The following is a 21687-nucleotide window of genomic DNA, read 5'->3' as shown; positions in this document are numbered from 1 at the left end:
TTGAGACAGGGATCAAAACACCTTTATACAGCCAATTGCCGATAGTTGATCGGTGATTGGTTGTTTAGTTTTGTTTGAATACGAATGTTGTTATAATAATAAATGTATTCTTTGACAGTGCGTTCTACGATGGTGGTCGTAGTTCGATCAATGCTGTTAAGATAGAACGTTTCAGACTTTAGCGAGGAATGAAACGATTCGATGGAGGCATTATCAGCGGGCGTCCCTTTACGGGACATGCTCATGGTAATGCCTTTTATATGAACAGCTTTCTGATACTCGTAAGATGTATACACAGAACCTTGGTCGCTATGTAACACACAGTTTTCAGGCAGTGCTGGGAGCTGATCAAGTGTGTTTAAAATAAAGTCTGTGTCCTGCTTATCACCAATCGTAAACGCAATCACTTCTCCATTATATAAATCCAATATACTGGAAAGGTACAATTGTTTCTGTCCATAAGGCAAATACGTGATGTCCGTTACTAGTTTTTCAAGAGGACGATCAGACTGAAAGTTCCGATCCAGTATATTACCGGCCACGGCATAGGGCTGCCCATTCTTCTTACGCTTTTTCATTTTAACCCGGCACTGCCACTGGTTTTTCTGCATGATACGTTGAACAGTTTTATGGTTAATACGCATTCTCACTTTTAGTAAGGCTGTGATTTTTCGGTATCCATATCGATACTTGTGCTCTCGGCACAACGTGCCGATTTGCTTCTCTAGTTGTTTTTTAGAATGATTCTGAGTCAGATCTTTTTTCCATCTATAGTACGAAGCGCGAGAGATGCTTAAATGGACACAAATGTCCTGTACTGTCATCATTTTGCACAATTCTTCTACTAGTTTGATTGACGTTTCCTTATCAACTTCCTTTCCAATTCGTTGTACTTTTTTAAAACTTCATTCTGTTGACTCAGATAGCGATTTTCTGCCTGCAGTCTCTCTAATTCGGAAGAGTACTCGGGACCCTTTCCATAGGTATATTGTTTTCCAACAGGCTGTTCGAACCGGTGTGTATCCCCAGCCTTATGCCACCTCACCCATGTCTGAACCTGCGTTTTATTTTTGATATTCAATTCCTGCATGATCTCTTTCATAGATACGCCTGCCAATCTCATGTCTACAGCCTTCTGCTTGACTTCAACCGGATAACTCACTCTTGTCCCCATAGAAAAAACACCTCCATGTTTTATTTCGGATTACAACGATCCGTTTTCAAACTTGAAGGTGTTTTTTATTTGTCTCATCTTATGGGGTCAGTCCCATTGTCACCCCTGCGCTTTTTTTAACGAATCAAACCGTTCTTTTCTAAATAAGCAAGACTTTGTCTTAACACATCATCTTTCATAATAAAACTGAAATTCTTATTTTTGGCGATGGATCTTGGCAAGTCTGCGAAAAGAACGGGTCCTTTCGTTTCAAAATACGTGTCTTGCTTCACTAGCTTTTCAATATCAGCGAAATAAATATTCTTGACAATGACCTTTTCTCTGCCCAGCACCTGATATTGACCAATATACGTTAATTCACGAACAACAGCACCCGTCTCTTCTTGAATCTCCCGTATAGCGGCTTGGTCTGCTTCTTCATCCGGCTCAACTTTCCCTCCTGGAAACTCATAGCCCCGATCCTCATGTTCAGTGAGCAGCCATTTCCCTTGGTAGCGGCAGATGGCCCAAACATGCTTAGGATGACTTGAAAAAGGCTTCTCCTCAAAAGAGAGCTTGACCGTATTATGATAATAGTCTTTAAATACATGCATGTGAAATCCCTCATATCCTGTCCTTGCTTCTTGTAAAACATCATACCACAGATCACATTTATCTGAAGAATTTTTATCAAAAGTGAAACAAACGAGTGGTTCCAACTCGTCTGTATCTAAAATGAGGTATTGTTGCTAAAACCTTTTTATTATCTCCAACTTCACCCAATTTTAATCATGAAACCTTTTATCCCTATATGACGTAAATGAATCAGTGTTTGTCCTATGACAACGAGGAGGAAATCAGCATGAGTATAAAAAATGGGTCAAAACAAAACGCACCCCATGAGGTGATCAAGAAACACCTCATGAAAGGGCAAAAGTTAGATTTAACAAAAGACAATCCAGCGGTCGACCAAATTCATATCGGGCTTGGCTGGGACCTGGCTGGTCAGCCAATTGATTTAGATACGCAAGTCTTTCTTTTAAATGAAGAGGACAAGCTGTTGTCTCCTAAGCATCTGATCTATTATCACCAGCAGCAAAGCTTAGATGGAGCTGTTCGTCATCTTGGTGATCATCAATTTGGCGGAGGGTATCGAGACAATGAAATGATTATTATGCAATTAAGCAGAGTCTCACCTGATATTCATAAAATTGTCGTCACAGCCACGATACATGATGCACACGAACGCCAGCATCATTTTGGACAAGTCACCAATGCCTACGTGCGACTGACGGATCAAATCTCGCAGCAAGAGATTTGTACCTTTCAGTTAACAGAGGATTATTCGTATTGTACATCCATTATATGCGCTGAACTCACGAGAGATCAGGAGGAATGGAAAATCACGGCGACCGGGCAAGGGACTACTCTAGATTTAAATGATTTATGCCGCATCTACGGATTTACATCATGACGCAGGAAAGGAGCCGGCACCTATGGGATTTCATTTCAACACGATAGAAGAACTTACCTTACAAGCAGAAGGCAGCGGAATCTTTTTTGCCAAAAAAGGCGCCATGATTGCTGATCAAGGAAGTTTCCAATACCGCAAGCGATTACTTGGAACGAATAAAGGAAATATGGTCAGCCAAGTATTTAACCATATCAGCAGGAAATTCACAGGTGAAAACCTTGAGATGATGGAAGTGAGTGGACAAGGTACTTGCTACTTGGCGGATGCAAGCGAGCATGTAACAGTAATTAATCTTGAGCCAAGCGGTCCTTGGCAGCATGTAAGTGTAGAAAGTGAAGATTTACTTGCCTTTACTGAGGAATGCCATTACGGCGTCACACCAGTAGGCGTTGGTATTTTATCACAGAAAGGACTGTTTACATCAAAACTCTCTTATCAAGGGCACGGAGCGCAAGTCGCTATTAAAACGAATGGAAATCCGCTCATTTTAAAAGCCCCCTGCCGTGTAGACCCTGACGCAATTGTTGCTTGGACAGGCAAAGCACCGAAGGTCAAACTCGATGTGAACTGGAAAACTTTCATTGGACAAACATCTGGCGAATCCTACTTATTTGAGTTCCAGGAACAAGATCAAATCGTCATTATCCAGCCATCTGAGCGCACATCTGGCTTACGGGTGGGCTTAGATGATAATCGCTACAAACCTCAGAGCCAGAGCTCCTCTCATGAATTCACCAATTCACAGCAAGAAAATAGAGGCGGCGGGATCAGTGATTTGATCGGAGGCATTTTACAACCACGAAAATAAAGCATGTAGAGATTCTCTACATGCTTTTTCAATTCATCAAACCATTTGTCTCAATAAAGCTCCTTGTTTCTTCATTGCCGAGCTCATAAATCATTGTGTAAATCTCTTTTCTTTTTCTATCCATTTCATCATTTGGACTATCATAATGATATTCAAGAAACGGAACATGCGCCCGAAAGAAGCCTTTCCAATCTGTCATATACTGTTCATCGAAGTAGTCTCTCAGCTGCAAAATTTGATCATCATCTGCTTCTATTTGAAATTGCCAAGCCGCTGCATCTCTATGCTGCGATATCGATCCATCTTGTACGGATACATAGTATGTGTGTCTCGCCATCCGAATCATCCTTTTTCCTTTAGTATGACCAGATATGAGGAAATTACGGCTTTTTGCGCAATTTATTTTTCAACATGTCCAATACATCAATAAACAACTGTGGAATGGGAACTCCAAGGGCTCTGGCTGTCGAGACGATTTGGTAAGATTCATAAATAATATAAAAGATGATCGCTAAATCCTTAATCGTCCCATTTGTCTTCAGCATGACATCGAAGAAATGTGCCATAGATATTAAGGAGACGGTCACGACCTTTCGAACAAGCCGCGTTAAAAACCGCTTCATTGTGAGCTGCCCAGTCAAAGATTCTCTTAGGCTTGAACAAATTAATTCAATAGCCATCAACGTCACTAAAATCATCAGTAAATATCCTGCTCCACCAAACAGAAAGCCCATCGCCGACAAACTCACTGTAACCAACGAAAAGATGCCTAAATCCTTGCTCACTTGGCATCAACATCCTTTCAAAGTGGAACTCCTTACCTCAATAGTATATGCCGAATTCTCGCAATAGCTTGGACGACAAAAAATAAAGGCGCTGTTATGTATTCAAGTAGACGAATGAGACCAAAAAAGCCGCCCATGAGGCGACTTCTCTTTTTAGACTCTGACATCAATAAATGAAGCATCTGAATCCTTTGGCTGAACAGCTTGAGGCTGCTGCTGCACTTGATCCAGCATCACCATAGCTTGTGCTGTATTCGTAGCAAGCTGTGAATTCAACAAACTAATATTGAGTGTCTTTTGAATGCTCGCTACTTGCTGACTCATCATTCCTGCAATAGAAGACATCTTCTTCCCTCCCTTCTCTTTTCTCTTCGGCTGAAAGCCCTATGATTTCAATGGGCTGTCTGTCCCGATTCCAATAAAAAAAGAATGTCGGTCTATTGATGACCGACATTCTTTTCACATACGTGTATTATCCTAAATATGCTTTAAGCATCCAGTTGTGTTTTTCAATGGATTGATGAATCGCAAGCAGCATATCACCTGTAGTTTCATCGCCAACCTCTGCAGCCAGCTCCATTCCTTGCTTTAATTCCTCAGCGATATTGGAGAAATCATCATATAGATTTTTCACCATTTGCTCCGCTGATTCTTTGCCTTCTGCTTCTTGAATGCTGGAAATTTCTAAGCACTCTTTCATTGTCGCAACAGGCTGTCCATTTAAAGCAAGCATACGCTCAGCCAAATCATCAATATATGTAGCTGTTTCTGTATATAGTTCCTCAAATTTCTCATGGAGTGTAAAGAAATCTTTCCCCTTTACATACCAATGATAGTTATGTAATTTCACGTAAAGCACAGTCCAATCAGCTACTTGTTTATTGACGACGTTTAATAATTGTTCAGACATATTTATTCCTCCTTATGTAATTGCGTTTAGTATGAGAATACCCTTTTCTTATTATACTGAAACCTGCCGTCAATTTCTTCTATTTTGACTGCATGAAATATATGTTAATATGGAAATAAGGAGGGAGTTAGATGCTGTTACTTGGGATTATCAGTTTTATCATTATCTCAATCGTTGTCTTTTTATCATTGTGGACGACATCGAAAGCTTATGAATATAAGCATAAAGTCGATTCACCACAGGATGCAGAACCAAATCAACGTCCTAATCCAAAATAAATCCGCTTTTAATGATGTGAGGTTTCTTCTTCTGCAGTAGTTGAACTCTCTTTTTTCACCTCACCTACGTGGATGTTCGTTTTCGGCATATTATGCTGCTGTTTAGCTGTCACATGGACTTGTATGATATAAAGGCCATCTTTTTTGAAGGCTGTGTGCAATTCGTATACACCTTTGTTTTCTTTCTTTGGCTGAATCATCTTGCTGTTATCCTTGTCGCCATCTTTCCACACTTCAAATTGAACATCATCTGCATCATCAACAGGCGTATCACCGTATGTGACAGCTGCTTTTACTATAACGCTTTCATTTTTATCCACTTGCTCAGGTCCTGTGAGCTTTACTTCTAATAGCTCAGGTACTTCCCCTTTGCCGCTATTTGCTGCAGAGTTTCCACATGCACTCAATAACGTAAGCATCAGAATCATTCCCAACATTTTTCGCATCCTGCGTTTCCCCCTTCTTTTACTGACATGTCCATTTTAACAAATATCCCCTATTTTGACATCTCTGTTTAAATTCAAATAAAAAACCGGACATCTAAATGTCCGGTTCATCATTCTATTAACCAAATACTTTTAAAAGCTCTTCTTGATCCTGGGAAAGCCAGAAACGCATTAAACGTTTTGCCCCTTCAAGATCATGAAGCTTCGCTTGGCCGCATTGCTCTTCATTTGCAGCAGGAATTTCTGTTACTTCAACCGCATCCTTGAATGTTGCATCAAGAAGTTCTACGATCTCTTTTGGAGTTGGTGCACCACTGACAACTAAATAGTAGCCCGTCTGGCAGCCCATTGGAGAAATATCGATGATATCAAAATGATCATATTTCTCTGAGTGTGTTCTAATATTAAACGCAAGCAAATGCTCTAATGTATGAATCGTATCAGGTTTCATCGCCTGCTTGTTGGGCTGACAAAAACGAATATCGAATTTATTTACTTCCCCATCTGATCCCACTTTATGAACGCCGCAATGACGAACATATGGCGCTTTTACAGCATTATGATCAAGTTCAAAGCTTTCGACTGAAGGCATAATCACCACTCCTATAATTGCAATTTCCTATATTATAACATATTTCTCCGACCAGTTTAGTTTATAAAACTTTCCTTCCTTGTTCTTTTTTCTTATACTGTGGAAGACAGACAAGGAGGAACCTCTATGAAACAAATTTTTATCGGCATGATACGCTTTTATCAAAAATGTATTTCCCCTCTGACACCGCCAAGCTGCCGGTTTTATCCAACATGCTCAAACTATGGACTTGAGGCGATCAAAACGCATGGCGCGGTCAAGGGCGGCTGGCTCACCATAAAACGGATTTTGAAATGTCATCCACTTCACCCTGGCGGCATCGATCCTGTCCCGCCTAAAAAGGAAAAGTAACTTACTTTTCTTCATATCCGTTGACAACTAAGTCAAGCTTCCCTGTTCCAGGGTCAATGACAAGCCCGTGTACAGGTACATCTGATGGAAGAAGCGGGTGATTTTTTACTACAGACACACTGTCCTTCACGCTCTCTTCGACTGAACTAAAGCTTTTGAGCCACTGTTTAAAGTCAATTCCTGAGTATTCCAGTACTTCAATACGTTTTTCTGGAATACCGCGCTCAACGGCTTTATTTAAAAGTGTTTGGCTGTCTATTTTGCTCATCCCGCAATCATGGTGCCCAATGACATATACCTCGTCAGCATTTAATTCGTAAACAGCAACTAAAATGCTTCGCATAATACTTCCAAATGGATGAGAAACAAGCGCCCCAGCACTTTTGACAATCTTAATATCACCATTTTTCATGTTCATGGCACGCGGAAGCAGTTCAACAAGTCTTGTATCCATACATGATAGAATGACAGCTTTTTTCTGTGGAAACTTTGTTGTTGTAAATTCTTCGTATTTCTTTTCTTCAATAAATTGTTGATTATATTCGATGATTTCATCTAAAAGTTTCATACGTTTGTCCATTCCTTTATCTTTTTTTAAAAATAAATATAGCACAATGTAAGAAATTTCGTCACGTGTTGCAGCTTATTTTTTTAAAGGAAACATCTGCTGATGAAAATTTTTTATTTTCCTCTTTTCAAATCGTAATTATTACGATACAATAACTCAGGACATTAAATCGTAATCATTTCTATCTATTAGATTGAGAGGAGACATTTTCTACATGAAAAAAATCTTTTTTATTTTAACAGCTGCTTTATTCGCGATCGGTCTTGCCGCTTGCTCAAGCAGTGCGGGCACTAATGCTTCAAAAGGAAAGGCAGACGGGAAACTAATCATTTACACCACGATCTTCCCAATTCAAGATTTCACTGAAAAAATTGGCGGTTCTCACGTTCATGCTCAAAGCGTGTATCCTGCAAATGCAGATGCACACAGCTTTGAACCAAGTTCAAAAACAATGGTTGAAATGGCTGAAGGTGATGCCTTTATCTACAGCGGCACAGGGGCTGAAGCATTCGCAGACAAAACTGCTGCCACTTTAAAAGACCAAGGTGTGAAAACAGTCAAAGCAGCCGAAGGCATCAAATTGTTATCGACAAATGAAGAACATGCACATGAAGAAGGCGAAGATCATGACCATGAAGGTGAAGACCATGATCATGACGGGCACGATCACGGAGATAAAGACCCTCATGCATGGTTAGACCCGGTTTATGCACAGCAAATGGCGAAAAACATTAAAGACACACTCGTCTCTTTAGATCCAGATCATAAAGACGAATACACAAAAAACTATGAACATCTAAAAAAAGATTTGCAATCGTTAGATCAAGAATTTAAAACAACGTTATCTAAAGCGAAACATAAAGAAATTCTTGTTTCTCACGCAGCTTATGGTTATTGGGAAAAGCGCTATGGCATTGAGCAAATCAGTGTTTTAGGGTTATCCGCTTCTGAGGAGCCATCACAAAAACAGCTCGAAAACATTGTACAAAAAGCGGAAAAGCATCACATTCAATACGTTATTTTTGAAAACAACGTCAGCAGCAAAGTATCAGATACAATCCGCAGTGAAATTGGGGCAAAAAGCTTGACCCTTAAAAATCTAGAATCCATTACTGAGGATGATGTCAAAAATGGCGAAAGCTACGTCAGCTTAATGAAACAAAACTTAAAGACTTTAAAAACTGCATTAAATGATTAATGCTTTGAACCCTGGTTGATCACCCGGGGTTTTTTGCTGTAAAAAAAGCACACCGTTATCAGGCGTGCTTTTTTGATTACATTTGATATTTTTTCTTAAACTGCTCAGCTCTTCCGCCTTTTTCTCCGAATTTTTGACGTCCTGTATAAAAAGGATGCGTATCAGAGCTTGTTTCTACTTTAATGACAGGATACGTTTTCCCATCTTCCCACTCTACTGTCTCGTTTGATGTCTTTGTTGATCTACTCAAGAAGCGGTAACCGCTGTTTACGTCCATAAATACAACTTCATGTGAGGTTGGATGAATATCTCTTTTCAATGTCAAAACTCCTTTCGTTAATAAAACGTAATGATTACGCTTTATATTTATATTCTACTCCCTCTTTTACAACTTGTCAAAAAACAAGCTTTCTTAGTCAGGAAGAATAATCTAAAAATGGTGGAGAATAATAAGCATCATGAAAAAGAGAAGCGATAAGAAAGGCGGAGAAAAAATTGACTGATCTCGTTTTAGCTAGAAGCCTGTTCGGCACAACCATGGGCTTTCATATTATTTATGCCTCGCTTGGCGTTGGCATCCCGCTAATGATTTTGTTAGCTGAACTCATCTATCAAAAAACGAAGGACCCGCATTATGCCATCATGGCCAAGCGGTGGACAAAAGCACAGGCTGTTCTGTTAGGGGTCGCCATTCCAACAGGTACTATTGCTGGTACGCAGCTTGCCCTTTTATGGCCAGGTTTTATGGAGGTCATCGGAAAGGTCATGTCACTGCCATTCCAGATTGAAATCTATGCGTTCTTTATAGAAGCATTATTTATGTCTATTTATGTTTACGCAGCGGATCGCCTATCGAATGCAATGCGCATCATTACGGTTATTTTTATCGTCATTGGTGCAGCTGCATCAGCGATTCTAATTACAAACGTACATGCTTTTGAAGGGACACCTGCTGGCTTTCAGATGGTGAATGGAGAAATCACAAATATCGAGCCTTGGAAGGCCTTTTTCAATCCAAGCTTTGCTGTAACTGCTACACATGTTGTGCTGTCTGCTTTTACAACAGGTGCTTTTGTGATTGCTTCAGTTGCAGCTTTTAAAATGCTCAAAACGAGAAAAAATGAGAAGCTCTATACATTTCATCGAAAAGCCCTTTTTCTTGGACTCATTGTAGGAGGACTTTTCTCTTTTCTAACAGCCTTAAATGGCCACGAATCCGCTCAGCTTCTGTATGAATATCAGCCTGAAAAGCTGGCTGGAGCTGAAGGTTTATTTGAAACGCAATCACATGCGCCTCTTGCAATAGGTGGTTTTACGGATGCTGATTCGCAGGAAATTAAAGGTGCGATCGAAATTCCTTGGGCGCTCAGTTTTCTGGCAGGAAATAGCTTCGATACAGTGGTCAAAGGCTTAAATGATTTTCCTCGTGACGAGTGGCCGCCTTTATTTATACACACATTATTTAACGGCATGGTCATTATTGGATCGGTGCTCATTCTATTTGCGGTATTAGCGCTGCTTTACCGTAAAATTTTAAAACGGGACAAATTTCCGAAGTGGCTTCTTTTTCTTTACTTATTCGGCGGGCCTCTTAGTCTTTTGGCTATTGAATTTGGCTGGATTTTTGCTTGTACAGGCCGCCAGCCATGGGTTATTTATCGAATGCTCAAAACCTCAGAGGTTGTCACATCATCAGGCTCGATCGGGACACTTTTTATCCTTTTTGCCATTGTCTATCTCATCTTAGGCATAGCAACCGTCATAGTGCTGACTTACTACTTTAGGAAACATACGATTGAAGAAGACCTACGGTTAACAGAATCTTAAAAAGGGAGCGATCTTGATGCAAATGGATGTTACAACTGATGCGCTCATTGCAATCACCATCTTATGGGGATTCGTTTTTATCTATGCAGTGATGGCATCAATGGATTTCGGCGCAGGATTTTGGTCGATGATTTATATGAATAGAGAACAAACAAAGGCAGCTAATATCGCGAATAAGTATCTTTCTCCAACATGGGAAGTGACAAACGTCTTTATTGTCGCCATCGTTGTCGCATTGTTCAGCCTGTTTCCAGGTGCGACCTTTGTACTTGGTACCGTTTTATTAATACCCGGCAGCATTATTTTATTGCTTCTTGCACTGCGAAGCGGGTTTCTCGTGTTTTCTCATTCACTGCCTAAGAAATACCGAAAAGCGGTGACTTACATTTCAGGAATCAGTGGCTTTATCATTCCGTCCATCCTGATCATGGTTCTCCCAATCACCCATGGTGGCTTTATCTTTCAGGAGAACAACGTCTACTCATTAGATCTTGGACTGGTCTTTACAAGTGCAAATGTCTATTCTTTTATCGGCTTTGCCATTTTCAGCACCCTTTTTCTTTCGTCCTTGCTTTTAGCTGATTTCTCTAATGTAGCTAATGAAGATGAAGCTTACAGCATTTATAGAAGAGGGGCGCTCATTACAGGTCCACTTTCACTCATGATGGCCTTTTTTATCATGCTGACATTACGAAGCGAGGCCAATTGGCTGTTCACAAAAATGATGCAGAACATTCCTATTCTTCTTGTATCTCTCTTAATGTTTTTGCTCGCAGGACTGGCTCTATTTTTACCAAACAGCCGGTTTAAGCATCGGAAAGGGAGACCACGCCTTGCCGTCATTGCAATTACCATTCAATATTTCTTAGCAAGCTATGTGTATGGGCGTGCCCATTTGCCTTACATGGCTTATCCAGATATTACAATCATGTCTGGATTTACAGACCCTGTCACATTTAGGGCATTATTTATCACCTATATTGTAGGGTTTATCATCTTGTTTCCCGGATTTTATTTCTTCTGGAAATTATTTATGAAGGATAAGCGCTATATTCGTCAGGAAGATTAACATGAATGGACGAGCCCCATTTCGGTTACATTATAGATGAAAGACATACTCAAAAGGAGGTCATCTGTATGAGTCAAAAAATCCTTTGTGAAGTCAATAACTGTTCCTATTGGAATGCTGGAAACCGCTGTGGTGCAGATGCAATCTATGTCGTCAGCCACACAGGAAATACGGCTGAGAAAAGTGAAGAAACGGATTGTAAAACGTTTAAACCACAAGACCTTTAAGTCTCATTAAAGGAGGCGCTTCAATTTGAAACACGATCGGCTGCTTCAAACGTTTTTTGACGAAATTCATGACGCGGATGAAGCCGCATTCCACCAAGCCGCTCACTCCTTTTTAAATCTTTGGGATTATGAATATGGACATGCATCAAACATACCAAGTGAAATTCATCAGTATATCGGACAGCTTGCTTATGACAGCGAGCTGGTTGAAGAGTAAGAAAGAGCGGATCACCGCTCTTTCTTTTTTGTTCAGACAGGAAGGAAAAACTTTCTCTCACTATACCTGTATTCTATTTGGGATGCAAAAGGTGATTCCTTCGTTTTTATTTCACAAAATCATGTTTTGTAAACACGTCGATTTTATCTGAAAACGAACGGAGCGCTTGGTAATCAACTTCCACGCCCATTCCTGGGGAGCGAGGCACCTCAATAAACCCATTTTCAACCTTAATTTCAGGAAAAATGATATCCTGCTCCCAAAATTTTGACGAAGCTGAAATATCACCGGGAATCGTGAATTGAGGAAGCGAAGCAAGTGCTACGTTCTGCGCTCGGGAAATACCTGTTTCAATCATCCCTCCGCACCATAACGGAATTTGATGCTCCTTACTGAACGTATGAATTTTAAGAGCCTCTGTCAATCCGCCAACTCGTGAAGGCTTCACATTAATAATTTGACAGCTGCCAAGCTCTACAGCTTTTCTAGCATCATCTAAAGAACAAATACTTTCATCTAAACAAATCGGCGTTTTTAAATGCTTTTGCAAATGGCGGTGGTCCACAATATCATCTGCAGCTAAAGGCTGTTCAATCATTAATAAACGAATATCGTCGAGCTGCTTAAGCTTGCTAATATCTTTTAATTCATAAGCAGAGTTTGCATCTGCCATTAATGGCAGATCAGGAAAAGACTCTCTGATCTTTTGAAGAAGTCCAATATCTTGTCCTGGTTTAATTTTCACCTTCACCCGCTGATATCCTTGGTCAACAAATTGCTGAATTTGCTCAAGCATATCGTCAATAGGGCCTAACCCCGCCACAACACCAGATGGTATTTTATCTTTTGTACCGCCTAATACATCGCGTAAAGACTTATTCTCACGCTTCGCATAAATATCCCAAACAGCCGCTTCAATGCCTGCTTTCGCCATCCTATTGCCTTTAAAATGATACAGACTGTCAGGGATTTCTGAAGGATGTGTAAAGGTGCGCGTCAGCACGTTCGGGATAAAGAAAGCTCTCAGCATATGATAGCAAGTCTCAATTGTTTCTTCTGTATACCACGGAGAAGAAAAAGCAGAGACTTCTCCCCATCCAGTCAATCCTGTCTGATCTTTGACTTCAACAATAATAAACTCACGCTCTGAAATGGTTCCAAGACTTGTTGTAAATGGCTGTTTAAGCTTCATCGTGACATGATATAAAATTACTCGTTCAATTTGAATCATTTGAAAACCCCTTTGATCTGAGTCTGTGCCTTTGCAATTTATTCGACGCATTTCTTGGCAGCTCGTCCACAAAGTGAAAAGCGGCGGGCCATTTATATTTGGCTAAATGCGAACCACATAAAGCATAGAGCTCATTCTCCGGTATCTTATCATCTGTTACAAGGAAAGCAGCAGGTACCTCTCCCCATCTATCATCATACATACCCGTTACTCCGGCTTCCTTGACATACGGATGTGTTAGCAGAACCGCTTCAATTTCCGCAGGATAAATATTTTCTCCGCCAGAAATAATTAAATCTGAACGGCGGTCAAGCACAAATAAGAACCCTTCCTCATCCACATAGCCAATATCGCCCGTTTTCAGCCAGCCCTCATCAAAAGCAGCCGCGGTCGCCTCTTCACGGTAAAGGTATCCTTTCATCACATTTGCACCTTTCACCATGATTTCACCATGCTCAAAAGGACGGCAAATGCGATCACCATCTTGAATTTTCAGCTCACACCCAAAAAGAGGTTTTCCCGCTGACCCAAGCTTCTCTACACTAAATTCGGGCGCAAGGGTCACAATTTGTGAACAGGTTTCCGTCATCCCGTACGATTGAAAGACAGGAAAGCCCTTCTCTTTGCTTTCTTGAAGCATCGCATAAGGCGCAGGTCCTCCGCCTAATAAAAGACAGCGCAAAGAAGACGGACATTCTGCCAATCTGCTTAACAAACGAGATAACATCGTCTGCACAACAGAAATCATCGTTACACGATGCCGTTCAATAGAATGCTTTACTTCATCGACGTCAAACTTCTGATGAAGCACGACTGTCATTCCATATATCACAGACTTAAATAAAGCAGATAAGCCGCTAATATGAAAAAGAGGCAGGGCAATGAGCCAGCGGTCATCCTCTCTGAGACCCAGATTCAGTGCAGAGGAAACAGCACTATGAAAATGATTGCCAAACGTTTGCTCTACCCCTTTTGGACGTCCTGTTGTCCCAGATGTATACATGATGGTCGCTGTTTCATTCAAATCAAATTCACTCTCGATCTTGTTGACATGGCCTTGCCCTGGTTTAGGTAAAGTTTCCATTGTATAAACGGGTAAATCACCCTCATGGTCGCTTGCATAACTAGATTCTGTTAATAACGCCGCGGCTTTTGCATCTTCTAGCTGATAGCGCCTTTCAGCTTTTGTCAGCTTATTATTCAATAGCACAATTTTTAACCCTAATAAAAAACAGGCATGTACAAGCATCACCATATGAGGATGATTGTTCATCAAAAGCGCAACCGTTTCCCCTTTTTTCAATGATGTCTGAGCAAGTCTATTTGAAAGCTCTTCCGCTTCTTGAGCTAATTCGTGAAATGTCCACTCTTTCTCTTGATAAATGAGTGCGACTCGATCTGGCGTTAAATAGGCACGGTGCAGCAGCCAATTAGGTTGCTTCATCATGACACCTCCTTTTCGTAAAAGAAAACAGCTTAGTCTGATGCACTAAGCTGTTGTTCATTGATATCATTGAATCAAGGGAAACGCGGGAACTGGCCGAAGTCCGGCTTGCGTTTTTCCTTAAAGGAATCGCGTCCTTCTTTTGCTTCATCTGTTGTGTAATAAAGAAGTGTCGCATCTCCTGCAAATTGCTGAATTCCAGCTAATCCATCCGTATCTGCGTTAAATGCAGCCTTCAAGAATCGTAAAGCAGTCGGGCTCTTTTCTAGCATCTCCTCACACCACTTCACCGTTTCTTCTTCAAGCTGATCTAATGGGACAACTGTGTTAACAAGTCCCATATCAAGCGCTTCTTGTGCATTGTATTGACGGCATAAGTACCAGATTTCTCTTGCTTTCTTATGACCAACAATACGTGCAAGGTAGCCTGAACCATAACCAGCATCAAAGCTGCCTACTTTTGGACCTGTTTGTCCAAAAATTGCATTATCTGCTGCAATCGTCAGGTCACACACAACGTGAAGAACGTGGCCTCCGCCAATCGCGTAACCTGCTACCATTGCGATAACTGGTTTTGGAATGACACGAATCAAACGCTGCAAGTCTAATACATTTAGACGTGGAATTTGATCGTCTCCTACATAACCGCCATGGCCGCGAACTTTTTGGTCTCCACCAGAACAGAATGCTTTTCCGCCAGCACCTGCAAGTACGATCACACCAACTTCTGAATTATCACGAGCCCGTGAAAATGCATCAATTAATTCACTAACAGTCTTCGGGGTAAACGCGTTATGTACGTGCGGACGATTAATCGTAATCTTTGCGATCCCATTGTACGTTTCATATAAAATTTCGTCATACTGACGCTCAGTTTGCCATTCAATAGCCATCAATATTTCCTCCTCTAATCTTGCGCTAAAATAAACTCACTTACTATTTTACCAAAAAAATGTGGTTGTTCCACATGAACTGTATGCCCAGCATGCTCAGCCACTATAAATTGACTTCCTTTCAGCTCCTGCTGCATACGTTTGCCGATATGGCAGAACTTTTCATCAAGCGTTCCACAAATGAACAAAGCAGGCAAATGAATATGCTTTAACGCCTTCCAAACAGACGGCTGTGAACCTGTTCCAATTCCTTCTAAGCTGCGAGCCAGTCCAAGAGGATTGGCTTTTAGTCTTCCCTCTCTCAGCTCAGTCTGCCTTTCCGCTGATAAAGTTTTCTGCGACGCAAACAAAGGGATGCTTTCCCAAAAATCAACAAACTTCACTAAGCCTTCATGTCTAATTTTTTGAGCAAGCTGATGATCATGCTTTAGTCTTGCCATCCGCTCTTTAAAAGTGCGAAGCCCAGGAGATGTACTCTCAAGAATCAATTTATTGACACGATCTGGATAACGAGCGGCAAATGATAAAGCAATACGTCCTCCCATAGAATATCCGAGAATATTCACTTTGTGAAGCTTTAATTGGTTTAAAATCTCTACAAGATCTGCCAGCTGCTGAGACATGGCATATCTTCTCACACTTTCTGGCGAGTCCGTACGCCCATGTCCAAGCAAGCTGACCTGAATCAGTCTTGTATTCTCCAAATAAGCATTCAAGAACGTCCAAGACGCTGCACTTCCAGTGAAGCCGTGTAAGCATAATGTGGCATTTGCTGCCGAAGGGTTCTGGTCCACCACTTCGTACGCTACCCCATCACGCATTCTTATGATGAGCGAAGGCATTCTTTTTTCACTTCTTCCAATATGTCATCCATCATTTGACGATGCTTGTCTACACGGGAATGACGATCTGTTTCAATTTCAATTAAATGAAGCCCAGGTTCATCGATATGCGCCATGTACACATCATGTAACTCTTGTTTCGTTGCCGGTTTCGAATAGGTTCCCCCATATAACTTCGATGCATACTCAAAATTCAGTCCTGTCGGCGTACCAAAGAGCTTTTCATAATAAGGTTTATCAGACGCCTGCGGAAGGAAAGAAAAGATACCTCCCCCATCATTGTTTATCAAAACAACTGTCAGCGGAATGTCCATCAGCTTAGCTGCAAGCAGACCGTTCATATCATGGTAAAATGATAAATCTCCAATGACTAAAGTGACTGGCTGCTTCAATGCTGCATACGTGCCAAGTGCTGTGGACACAACGCCGTCAATGCCATTTGCTCCGCGATTCGCCATCATTCGAAAAGGCTTGGACTGAGTTTCAAAAAATGTATCTACATCACGAATCGGCATACTATTTCCGATAAAAAGGACACTCTCCTTTGGCAAGAGGTGCTGAAGCTGACGGTACACATTCCCTTCAAAGGACAAATCCTCATCTGAATAGCGGGCTGCATGCGTTCTGAATGAAGAATTAGCATTCTGCCAGCAGTTTAAGAAACTTGTCTCTTTACGTTGTACTGCTTGATTTAATGCTGCTTCTACAAAAGCAGAGACAGTACTTTCAATGACGTATGAAGCACTTAACCCAGGATCACGAAAACCTCCGGCTGCATCTACAACAATCTGCTTTACTTCCGCATGTTTTTCCAGCCACTTGAATAAGGGCTTAGATACAGGCATCGGTCCAAAGCGAATGACCATATCCGGCAATAGGTGCTGCTGCAATGCTTCATCTTTCAATAAAGAATCATAAGCGTCGATAATTAGCTCTTTATTCTCATGCCCGTTGCGCAAAAGAGAAAGCGGGTCAGCTAAAATAGGTAAATGCAGAGCTTTTGAAAGGCGTAAAACTGCCTCTTTTTCTTCCTGTGTATGAAGTTCACCAGCCACAATCAGTCCCTTTTTTGATTGATTCATGACGGTTACGATTTCAGACATCACTCGATCATTTGGGAAAGCATGACCTGATGCTAATACCTTTTTCGTGTCTGATTCTTCTCGCGCGAAAGGGTCAATAGACAGATCAGGAAGCAATGGTTCTCTCAGAGGTACATTGATCTGAACAGGCCCTTTTGGCTCCTGCATCGACATGTGATTTGCTCTCGCAGCTGCTGTCTGAACATAACGCAGCATCGTTTGACTTTCCTCTGGCAATGCTAAGTCTGTGAACCATTTAACAAACTTACCGAATAAGAATTGCTGATCAATCGCTTGAGGTGCCCCAACTTCCCTCAATTCGTGCGGCCGATCAGCAGTTAAAACAATAAGAGGTACACGAGAATAATGCGCCTCTACAATGGCTGGATAAAAGTTAGCAGCTGCTGTACCTGATGTACAAATAAGCAGCACTGGTGATTGACTTGCTTTTGCAAGACCAAGCGCATAAAAAGCAGCAGACCGTTCGTCCACTAAAACATGGACATGGATGTCTTGATGAGCAAGGGCCAGCATCGCAAGCGGAGTTGAACGAGAACCAGGACAGACAACTGCCTCTTTCACACCACCTTGGACGAATTCATCCATCAATCTGCCTATATATGTTGTCATGATGTGATTATTCAATAGGATGACCTCCAAGAGCAGACAGCATTGGTCTTAACTTCACTTGTGTTTCCTCATACTCCTGCTTTGCAAGGGAATCCTCTACAATTCCGCAGCCGGCGAACAAACGAACACGATCTTCCTCAATAAGACCTGACCGAATGGCTACAGCAAATTCTCCATTATCCTGAGAATCAATCCAGCCTACCGGCGCTGCATACCAGCCGCGCTTAAGCGGTTCGATTTCACGAATCACTTCAACCGCCTTTTCCTTAGGATATCCGCCTAATGCCGGCGTCGGATGAAGCTGCTCAATTAATGAAAAGAGGGAACAGCTGCTTTTGATTTCTCCCACAATCGGTGTAAACAAATGCTGAATGTTTTTTGTTTTATAAAGACTTGGTTGATTTGGTTTATGCACATGAAGGCAATTCGCTTTAAATGCTTGCTCAATCATATTGACGACAATTTGATGTTCAATCAAATTCTTCTCATCATGCAGCAGTTCCTCGCCTAATGCGTGATCCTCCGCTTCATTTTTTCCGCGAACAATGGAACCTGCTAAACAGGATGAAAAGACCTCTCCACCGCTTTTTTTCACTAAGCGTTCCGGCGTGGCTCCGACAAATGCTTGTCTTCCCTGTTCAACCGCAAATACATAACTCGTTGTTTGGTGCTTTAATAATTCTGCTAATAGTGGAGCAAGTTCAATTTGATTTTTATAGTGAAGCAAGACTTCTCTTGCTAAAACAACCTTTTCATATTCGTTTGCACGAATGTGGTCTGTCGCTTCTTGGATCGCCTTCATCCACTCGTTCACATCCAGCTCTTCCATATGAACAAGTTCAGCTTGTCCACCAGTCCGTACTGGCAATGCCTCGAAACGGGAGGCTTTTTGTTCTAATTCTTGAATAAGCTGATGAACATTCCCGTCCACCTGCTTCCACTCATTGATCGTAAGAAAACTGCCTTCTTTTGAGACAGTCAGCATGATCGATGGCACAAAAAAATGAGCCTCGCCAAATGCTTCCCAATGACGCGCCTTCTCTTCGTGCGGATCAAACGAGAATCCTCCAAATAAAAGCGGACCAACAGCCGCTTGCTTTAACTCCTTCTCATCATGAAAATGGAACATGAGCTGCTTTAGCTGTTCCCATTCTTGATGGACTATATCGAATCGTTCCTTGCCTTGCTCAGATGATTTAATGACGGCCGCTCTGCCAAGTCCAGAAAATATCATTTGGCTTTCTGGATCAGACCAAAAAAACCGCTCGCCTAAAAAATCCGCTTCGCCGCTTTGGAAAAAGGCAAGAGGATCCAGATCGTCAACTCTTCTGGAGTAGCTTATCAAAACAGCATGGTTGACGTTATTCGCTTCTTCTAATGTCGCGAGCGCTTCCTGCCGGAAAGTACTTTGCACTGTTGTCACCATGATACATTCCTCCAAAATCCATGAAATAACATAAAAAATAAAACCATAACAAAAAAATACATGAACATTCGAATATGTCGAATGACCTGCTTTTCTATTATAAACCTTAACAGATGAACTTAGTAAAGAAAACAGCTTTTAAAACCTCGAATCCTTATTATATCACGCTTTCAAGATTTTTTCGCTCCTGCTTATTGAAACGAGAGCATCAAAGGTAAAATGGCAGGTCCTGTTCTAAAATCAAGCTTTCCTTCGATATGGCAACGATTAGCAAACATCTTTTTCCCGATTCATCGCATCAATATATTGACACCTTTTTGAACTTTGCTAAACTGGAATTTGGACGTGTACGTATTTTTTTATTTAAAGGAGTATATTTTATGCAGCATCAATCGATATCAGATCAACTTTCACCAATAAAGCCTGATAAAAACTGGCGAATTTGGTGGAATTTACTACGACCGCATACACTAACAGCAGCATTTATTCCCGTTACTTTAGGAACTGTTTTAGCACTTCCAAGTGGTCAAATACATGTTGGGCTATTTTTAGCCATGCTGTTTGCATCTATGTTTATCCAAATCGCAACAAACATGTTTAATGAGTACTTTGATTATGTTCGCGGGCTTGACAACGAGAAATCTGTCGGCATCGGCGGAGCCATTGTAAGAAACGGTGTAAAGCCAAAGACAGTCCTCAGCCTTGCTTATGCACTATTTGCGCTTTCTTTATTACTTGGGGTATATATTTGCATGATGTCTAGCTGGTGGATTGCACTAATAGGACTTATTTGTATGGCAGCAGGCTATTTCTATACTGGCGGCCCTGTACCAATTGCATATACACCGTTTGGAGAACTTGTTTCAGGTGCTTTTATGGGATTAGGAATCATCCTGATTAGTTTCTATATCCAAACAGGCACACTGACGTCTAAAGCGGTTCTCATCTCACTACCAATTTCTATTTTAGTTGGTGCCATCTTACTATCGAACAATATCCGTGATTTAGACGGGGATAAGGAAAATGGACGAAGAACACTTGCCATTCTTGCTGGACGCAAAGCTGCAGTGAACATTTTACTTTCCATGTTTTTGGTATCATATGTACTCATTTTTGTTTATATCTTCACAGATATCGTCGGTCTTTGGAGTCTTCTTGTTTTACTGAGTGTGCCAAAAGCCTATACAGCCATTAAAGAGTTTAAACAAAAAGAAAAGCCGATTGAATTAATGAATGCCATGAAATCTACAGCTCAAACCAATACATTTTTTGGTTTTCTGCTGACGATCGCTTTGATCTTACAATACTATATCGCGTAACAAAGAACGCCTGCAGCCGCAGGCGTTTTTTTAATAAGGAATTGCTTCAAATTGGAACTAGTCTTACATACAAAATTGCTCATACTAACAATATGTTTGATATGAAAGGATGATCGATTTGTTGTCTAAAGACGAATTACATCATTTGAAGCAGCGCCTTCTCGATGAAAAGAAAGAACTTGAAGCCAAAAGCCATGACGATGAACAGAAAGTATCCTTTCCTTACGATTCAATCGGTGAATTGTCTGCCTATGATAACCACCCGGGTGATCAAGGGACAGAGCTGTTCGAGCGTGGGAAAGATATTGCTTTAAACAGCTTGGAACATGAACATATGTTAGACATCAATGAAGCACTCCAAGCCATTGCAGACGGCTCTTATGGTCTGTGCAAGGTCTGTAAAGCCCCTATTCCAAAGGAACGCTTAGAAGCCTTGCCTACTGCCGTCACATGCACAGAGCATTCAAAAGAACAGACCGTTTCACAAAACCGTCCGATTGAAGAGGATTTATTAAGTCCTCCCGCGGGACAATTTGAAAATGAAGAAAGTGCTGCGTACGATGGAGAGGATGCCTACCAAGACGTAGAACGCTACGGAAACTCTGAGACCCCGTCTGATATGGAATTCCCTCCTCTGACATACGATGATGTATATACACAATCAGAAGATGAAGATTATGTAGAGGACTACGAAGGATTCGCAGCTGCTGATATTGAAGGAAAAGCAAGCAAGGTGTATCCGAACAAAGCACACGAGGCCTATGAAGAAGCACTAGACGAAGAAGGTGTCATGACGGTATTTGGTGACTTGAAACCGTACGAGGAAGAACCTTATACAGAAGAAAATCATTAGTCCCCTCATATTGGGGGCTTTATGTTTATATCATGTAATTATTGGGAAATCATTTTAAGAGTGA

27 protein-coding genes are annotated in these 21687 nt (G+C 41.3%); 11 read left to right on the top strand and 16 right to left on the bottom strand.

The window, feature by feature from the left end; all coding sequences use genetic code 11:
* Positions 1–23: 23 nt before the first annotated feature.
* Positions 24–1174 (bottom strand): IS3 family transposase gene (locus M1D84_RS05065; protein WP_206534229.1). Its coding sequence is split into 2 segments (ribosomal slippage): positions 24–901 and positions 901–1174, totalling 1152 coding nucleotides; the frame shifts between segments, so codons are not numbered across the junction.
* A gap of 116 nt (positions 1175–1290) precedes the next feature.
* Positions 1291–1767 carry an RNA deprotection pyrophosphohydrolase gene (ytkD, locus tag M1D84_RS05060; protein WP_025093666.1) on the bottom strand — a complete coding sequence of 159 codons (477 nt, stop codon included), beginning with the start codon at positions 1765–1767 and terminating at the stop codon, positions 1291–1293.
* A 248-nt stretch (positions 1768–2015) separates the two neighbouring features.
* Here ytkD and M1D84_RS05055 point away from each other — a divergent pair, with 248 nt between their 5' ends.
* The gene (locus M1D84_RS05055; RefSeq protein ID WP_232624226.1) at positions 2016–2627 is read left to right on the top strand and encodes a TerD family protein; all 612 of its coding nucleotides are present in this window, start codon (positions 2016–2018) and stop codon (positions 2625–2627) included.
* A gap of 22 nt (positions 2628–2649) precedes the next feature.
* Entirely contained in the window at positions 2650–3435 is a 786-nt protein-coding gene (locus M1D84_RS05050) for an AIM24 family protein (RefSeq protein ID WP_024424922.1), read from the top strand.
* Between the two features lie 28 nt (positions 3436–3463).
* On the opposite strand, the gene M1D84_RS05045 is transcribed toward M1D84_RS05050, so the two are convergent.
* From M1D84_RS05045 to M1D84_RS05030, 4 genes are all read right to left on the bottom strand, one after another.
* The gene (locus tag M1D84_RS05045) at positions 3464–3772 is read right to left on the bottom strand and encodes a hypothetical protein (protein ID WP_024425787.1); all 309 of its coding nucleotides are present in this window, start codon (positions 3770–3772) and stop codon (positions 3464–3466) included.
* A 43-nt stretch (positions 3773–3815) separates the two neighbouring features.
* Positions 3816–4220: a phage holin family protein gene (locus M1D84_RS05040; protein ID WP_024424924.1), complete on the bottom strand. Its 405-nt coding sequence runs from the start codon at positions 4218–4220 to the stop codon at positions 3816–3818.
* A gap of 153 nt (positions 4221–4373) precedes the next feature.
* Positions 4374–4565 (bottom strand): hypothetical protein, encoded by a 192-nt coding sequence (locus M1D84_RS05035; protein WP_024424925.1) that lies wholly within the window; start codon positions 4563–4565, stop codon positions 4374–4376.
* Positions 4566–4692: 127 nt separating this feature from the next.
* A complete protein-coding gene (locus M1D84_RS05030) occupies positions 4693–5130 on the bottom strand; it encodes a Dps family protein (protein WP_024424926.1) in 438 nt (145 codons plus the stop codon).
* Between the two features lie 131 nt (positions 5131–5261).
* On the opposite strand from M1D84_RS05030, the gene ytzI reads away from it, so the two are divergent.
* On the top strand, positions 5262–5408 hold the full coding sequence (gene ytzI / locus M1D84_RS05025; protein ID WP_003217544.1) for a YtzI protein: 147 nt from the start codon (positions 5262–5264) through the stop codon (positions 5406–5408).
* A gap of 8 nt (positions 5409–5416) precedes the next feature.
* Here ytzI and M1D84_RS05020 read toward each other — a convergent pair whose 3' ends face one another.
* Positions 5417–5854, bottom strand: coding sequence for a FixH family protein (locus M1D84_RS05020; protein WP_332285503.1), 438 nt, complete (start codon positions 5852–5854; stop codon positions 5417–5419).
* Positions 5855–5972: 118 nt separating this feature from the next.
* Entirely contained in the window at positions 5973–6446 is a 474-nt protein-coding gene (locus tag M1D84_RS05015) for an S-ribosylhomocysteine lyase (RefSeq protein ID WP_003217624.1), read from the bottom strand.
* A 126-nt stretch (positions 6447–6572) separates the two neighbouring features.
* On the opposite strand from M1D84_RS05015, the gene yidD reads away from it, so the two are divergent.
* Complete coding sequence (gene yidD, locus M1D84_RS05010; protein WP_024424928.1) at positions 6573–6797, top strand: membrane protein insertion efficiency factor YidD; 225 nt, start codon at positions 6573–6575, stop codon at positions 6795–6797.
* 1 nt (position 6798) lies between these two features.
* Here the strand turns inward: yidD and M1D84_RS05005 are convergent, their stop codons facing one another.
* The gene (locus M1D84_RS05005; RefSeq protein ID WP_024424929.1) at positions 6799–7365 is read right to left on the bottom strand and encodes a beta-class carbonic anhydrase; all 567 of its coding nucleotides are present in this window, start codon (positions 7363–7365) and stop codon (positions 6799–6801) included.
* Between the two features lie 214 nt (positions 7366–7579).
* Here M1D84_RS05005 and M1D84_RS05000 point away from each other — a divergent pair, with 214 nt between their 5' ends.
* Positions 7580–8563 (top strand): metal ABC transporter solute-binding protein, Zn/Mn family, encoded by a 984-nt coding sequence (locus M1D84_RS05000; protein ID WP_024424930.1) that lies wholly within the window; start codon positions 7580–7582, stop codon positions 8561–8563.
* A gap of 76 nt (positions 8564–8639) precedes the next feature.
* On the opposite strand, the gene M1D84_RS04995 is transcribed toward M1D84_RS05000, so the two are convergent.
* Positions 8640–8882: a type B 50S ribosomal protein L31 gene (locus M1D84_RS04995; protein WP_024424931.1), complete on the bottom strand. Its 243-nt coding sequence runs from the start codon at positions 8880–8882 to the stop codon at positions 8640–8642.
* Positions 8883–9058: 176 nt separating this feature from the next.
* Between M1D84_RS04995 and M1D84_RS04990 the strand changes: the two genes are divergently transcribed.
* The 4 genes from M1D84_RS04990 to M1D84_RS04975 all read left to right on the top strand — a co-directional run bounded on the left by M1D84_RS04990 (position 9059) and on the right by M1D84_RS04975 (position 11903).
* On the top strand, positions 9059–10390 hold the full coding sequence (locus M1D84_RS04990) for a cytochrome ubiquinol oxidase subunit I (protein ID WP_133744338.1): 1332 nt from the start codon (positions 9059–9061) through the stop codon (positions 10388–10390).
* Positions 10391–10412: 22 nt separating this feature from the next.
* Positions 10413–11459 (top strand): cytochrome d ubiquinol oxidase subunit II, encoded by a 1047-nt coding sequence (locus M1D84_RS04985; protein ID WP_257803074.1) that lies wholly within the window; start codon positions 10413–10415, stop codon positions 11457–11459.
* 68 nt (positions 11460–11527) lie between these two features.
* Positions 11528–11686 carry a DUF1540 domain-containing protein gene (locus tag M1D84_RS04980; protein WP_008360682.1) on the top strand — a complete coding sequence of 53 codons (159 nt, stop codon included), beginning with the start codon at positions 11528–11530 and terminating at the stop codon, positions 11684–11686.
* 25 nt (positions 11687–11711) lie between these two features.
* Entirely contained in the window at positions 11712–11903 is a 192-nt protein-coding gene (locus tag M1D84_RS04975; protein ID WP_248351505.1) for a hypothetical protein, read from the top strand.
* Positions 11904–12009: 106 nt separating this feature from the next.
* Here the strand turns inward: M1D84_RS04975 and menC are convergent, their stop codons facing one another.
* The 6 genes from menC to M1D84_RS04945 all read right to left on the bottom strand — a co-directional run bounded on the left by menC (position 12010) and on the right by M1D84_RS04945 (position 19451).
* Complete coding sequence (gene menC, locus M1D84_RS04970) at positions 12010–13134, bottom strand: o-succinylbenzoate synthase (RefSeq protein ID WP_133744339.1); 1125 nt, start codon at positions 13132–13134, stop codon at positions 12010–12012.
* On the bottom strand, positions 13121–14581 hold the full coding sequence (locus M1D84_RS04965; protein ID WP_332285507.1) for an o-succinylbenzoate--CoA ligase: 1461 nt from the start codon (positions 14579–14581) through the stop codon (positions 13121–13123). The genes menC and M1D84_RS04965 overlap by 14 nt, the downstream gene beginning before the upstream one ends.
* Before the next feature lie 71 nt (positions 14582–14652).
* Entirely contained in the window at positions 14653–15471 is an 819-nt protein-coding gene (gene menB, locus M1D84_RS04960; RefSeq protein WP_024424937.1) for a 1,4-dihydroxy-2-naphthoyl-CoA synthase, read from the bottom strand.
* A gap of 14 nt (positions 15472–15485) precedes the next feature.
* The gene (menH, locus tag M1D84_RS04955) at positions 15486–16313 is read right to left on the bottom strand and encodes a 2-succinyl-6-hydroxy-2,4-cyclohexadiene-1-carboxylate synthase (protein ID WP_247721595.1); all 828 of its coding nucleotides are present in this window, start codon (positions 16311–16313) and stop codon (positions 15486–15488) included.
* On the bottom strand, positions 16295–18040 hold the full coding sequence (gene menD, locus M1D84_RS04950) for a 2-succinyl-5-enolpyruvyl-6-hydroxy-3-cyclohexene-1-carboxylic-acid synthase (RefSeq protein WP_332285508.1): 1746 nt from the start codon (positions 18038–18040) through the stop codon (positions 16295–16297). Before menD ends, menH begins: the two co-directional genes overlap by 19 nt.
* The gene (locus tag M1D84_RS04945; protein ID WP_332285509.1) at positions 18033–19451 is read right to left on the bottom strand and encodes an isochorismate synthase; all 1419 of its coding nucleotides are present in this window, start codon (positions 19449–19451) and stop codon (positions 18033–18035) included. Before M1D84_RS04945 ends, menD begins: the two co-directional genes overlap by 8 nt.
* A 380-nt stretch (positions 19452–19831) precedes the next feature.
* Here M1D84_RS04945 and M1D84_RS04940 point away from each other — a divergent pair, with 380 nt between their 5' ends.
* Both M1D84_RS04940 and M1D84_RS04935 read left to right on the top strand, forming a co-directional pair.
* Positions 19832–20770 (top strand): 1,4-dihydroxy-2-naphthoate polyprenyltransferase, encoded by a 939-nt coding sequence (locus tag M1D84_RS04940; protein WP_024424940.1) that lies wholly within the window; start codon positions 19832–19834, stop codon positions 20768–20770.
* Between the two features lie 118 nt (positions 20771–20888).
* A complete protein-coding gene (locus tag M1D84_RS04935; RefSeq protein WP_041107397.1) occupies positions 20889–21623 on the top strand; it encodes a TraR/DksA C4-type zinc finger protein in 735 nt (244 codons plus the stop codon).
* The last annotated feature ends 64 nt before the right edge of the window (positions 21624–21687 follow it).

The organism is Bacillus sp. PK5-006 (assembly GCF_054161415.1).
Note: the sequence above shows the minus strand (reverse complement) of the source record. Positions and strands in the feature narration are given on the sequence as shown.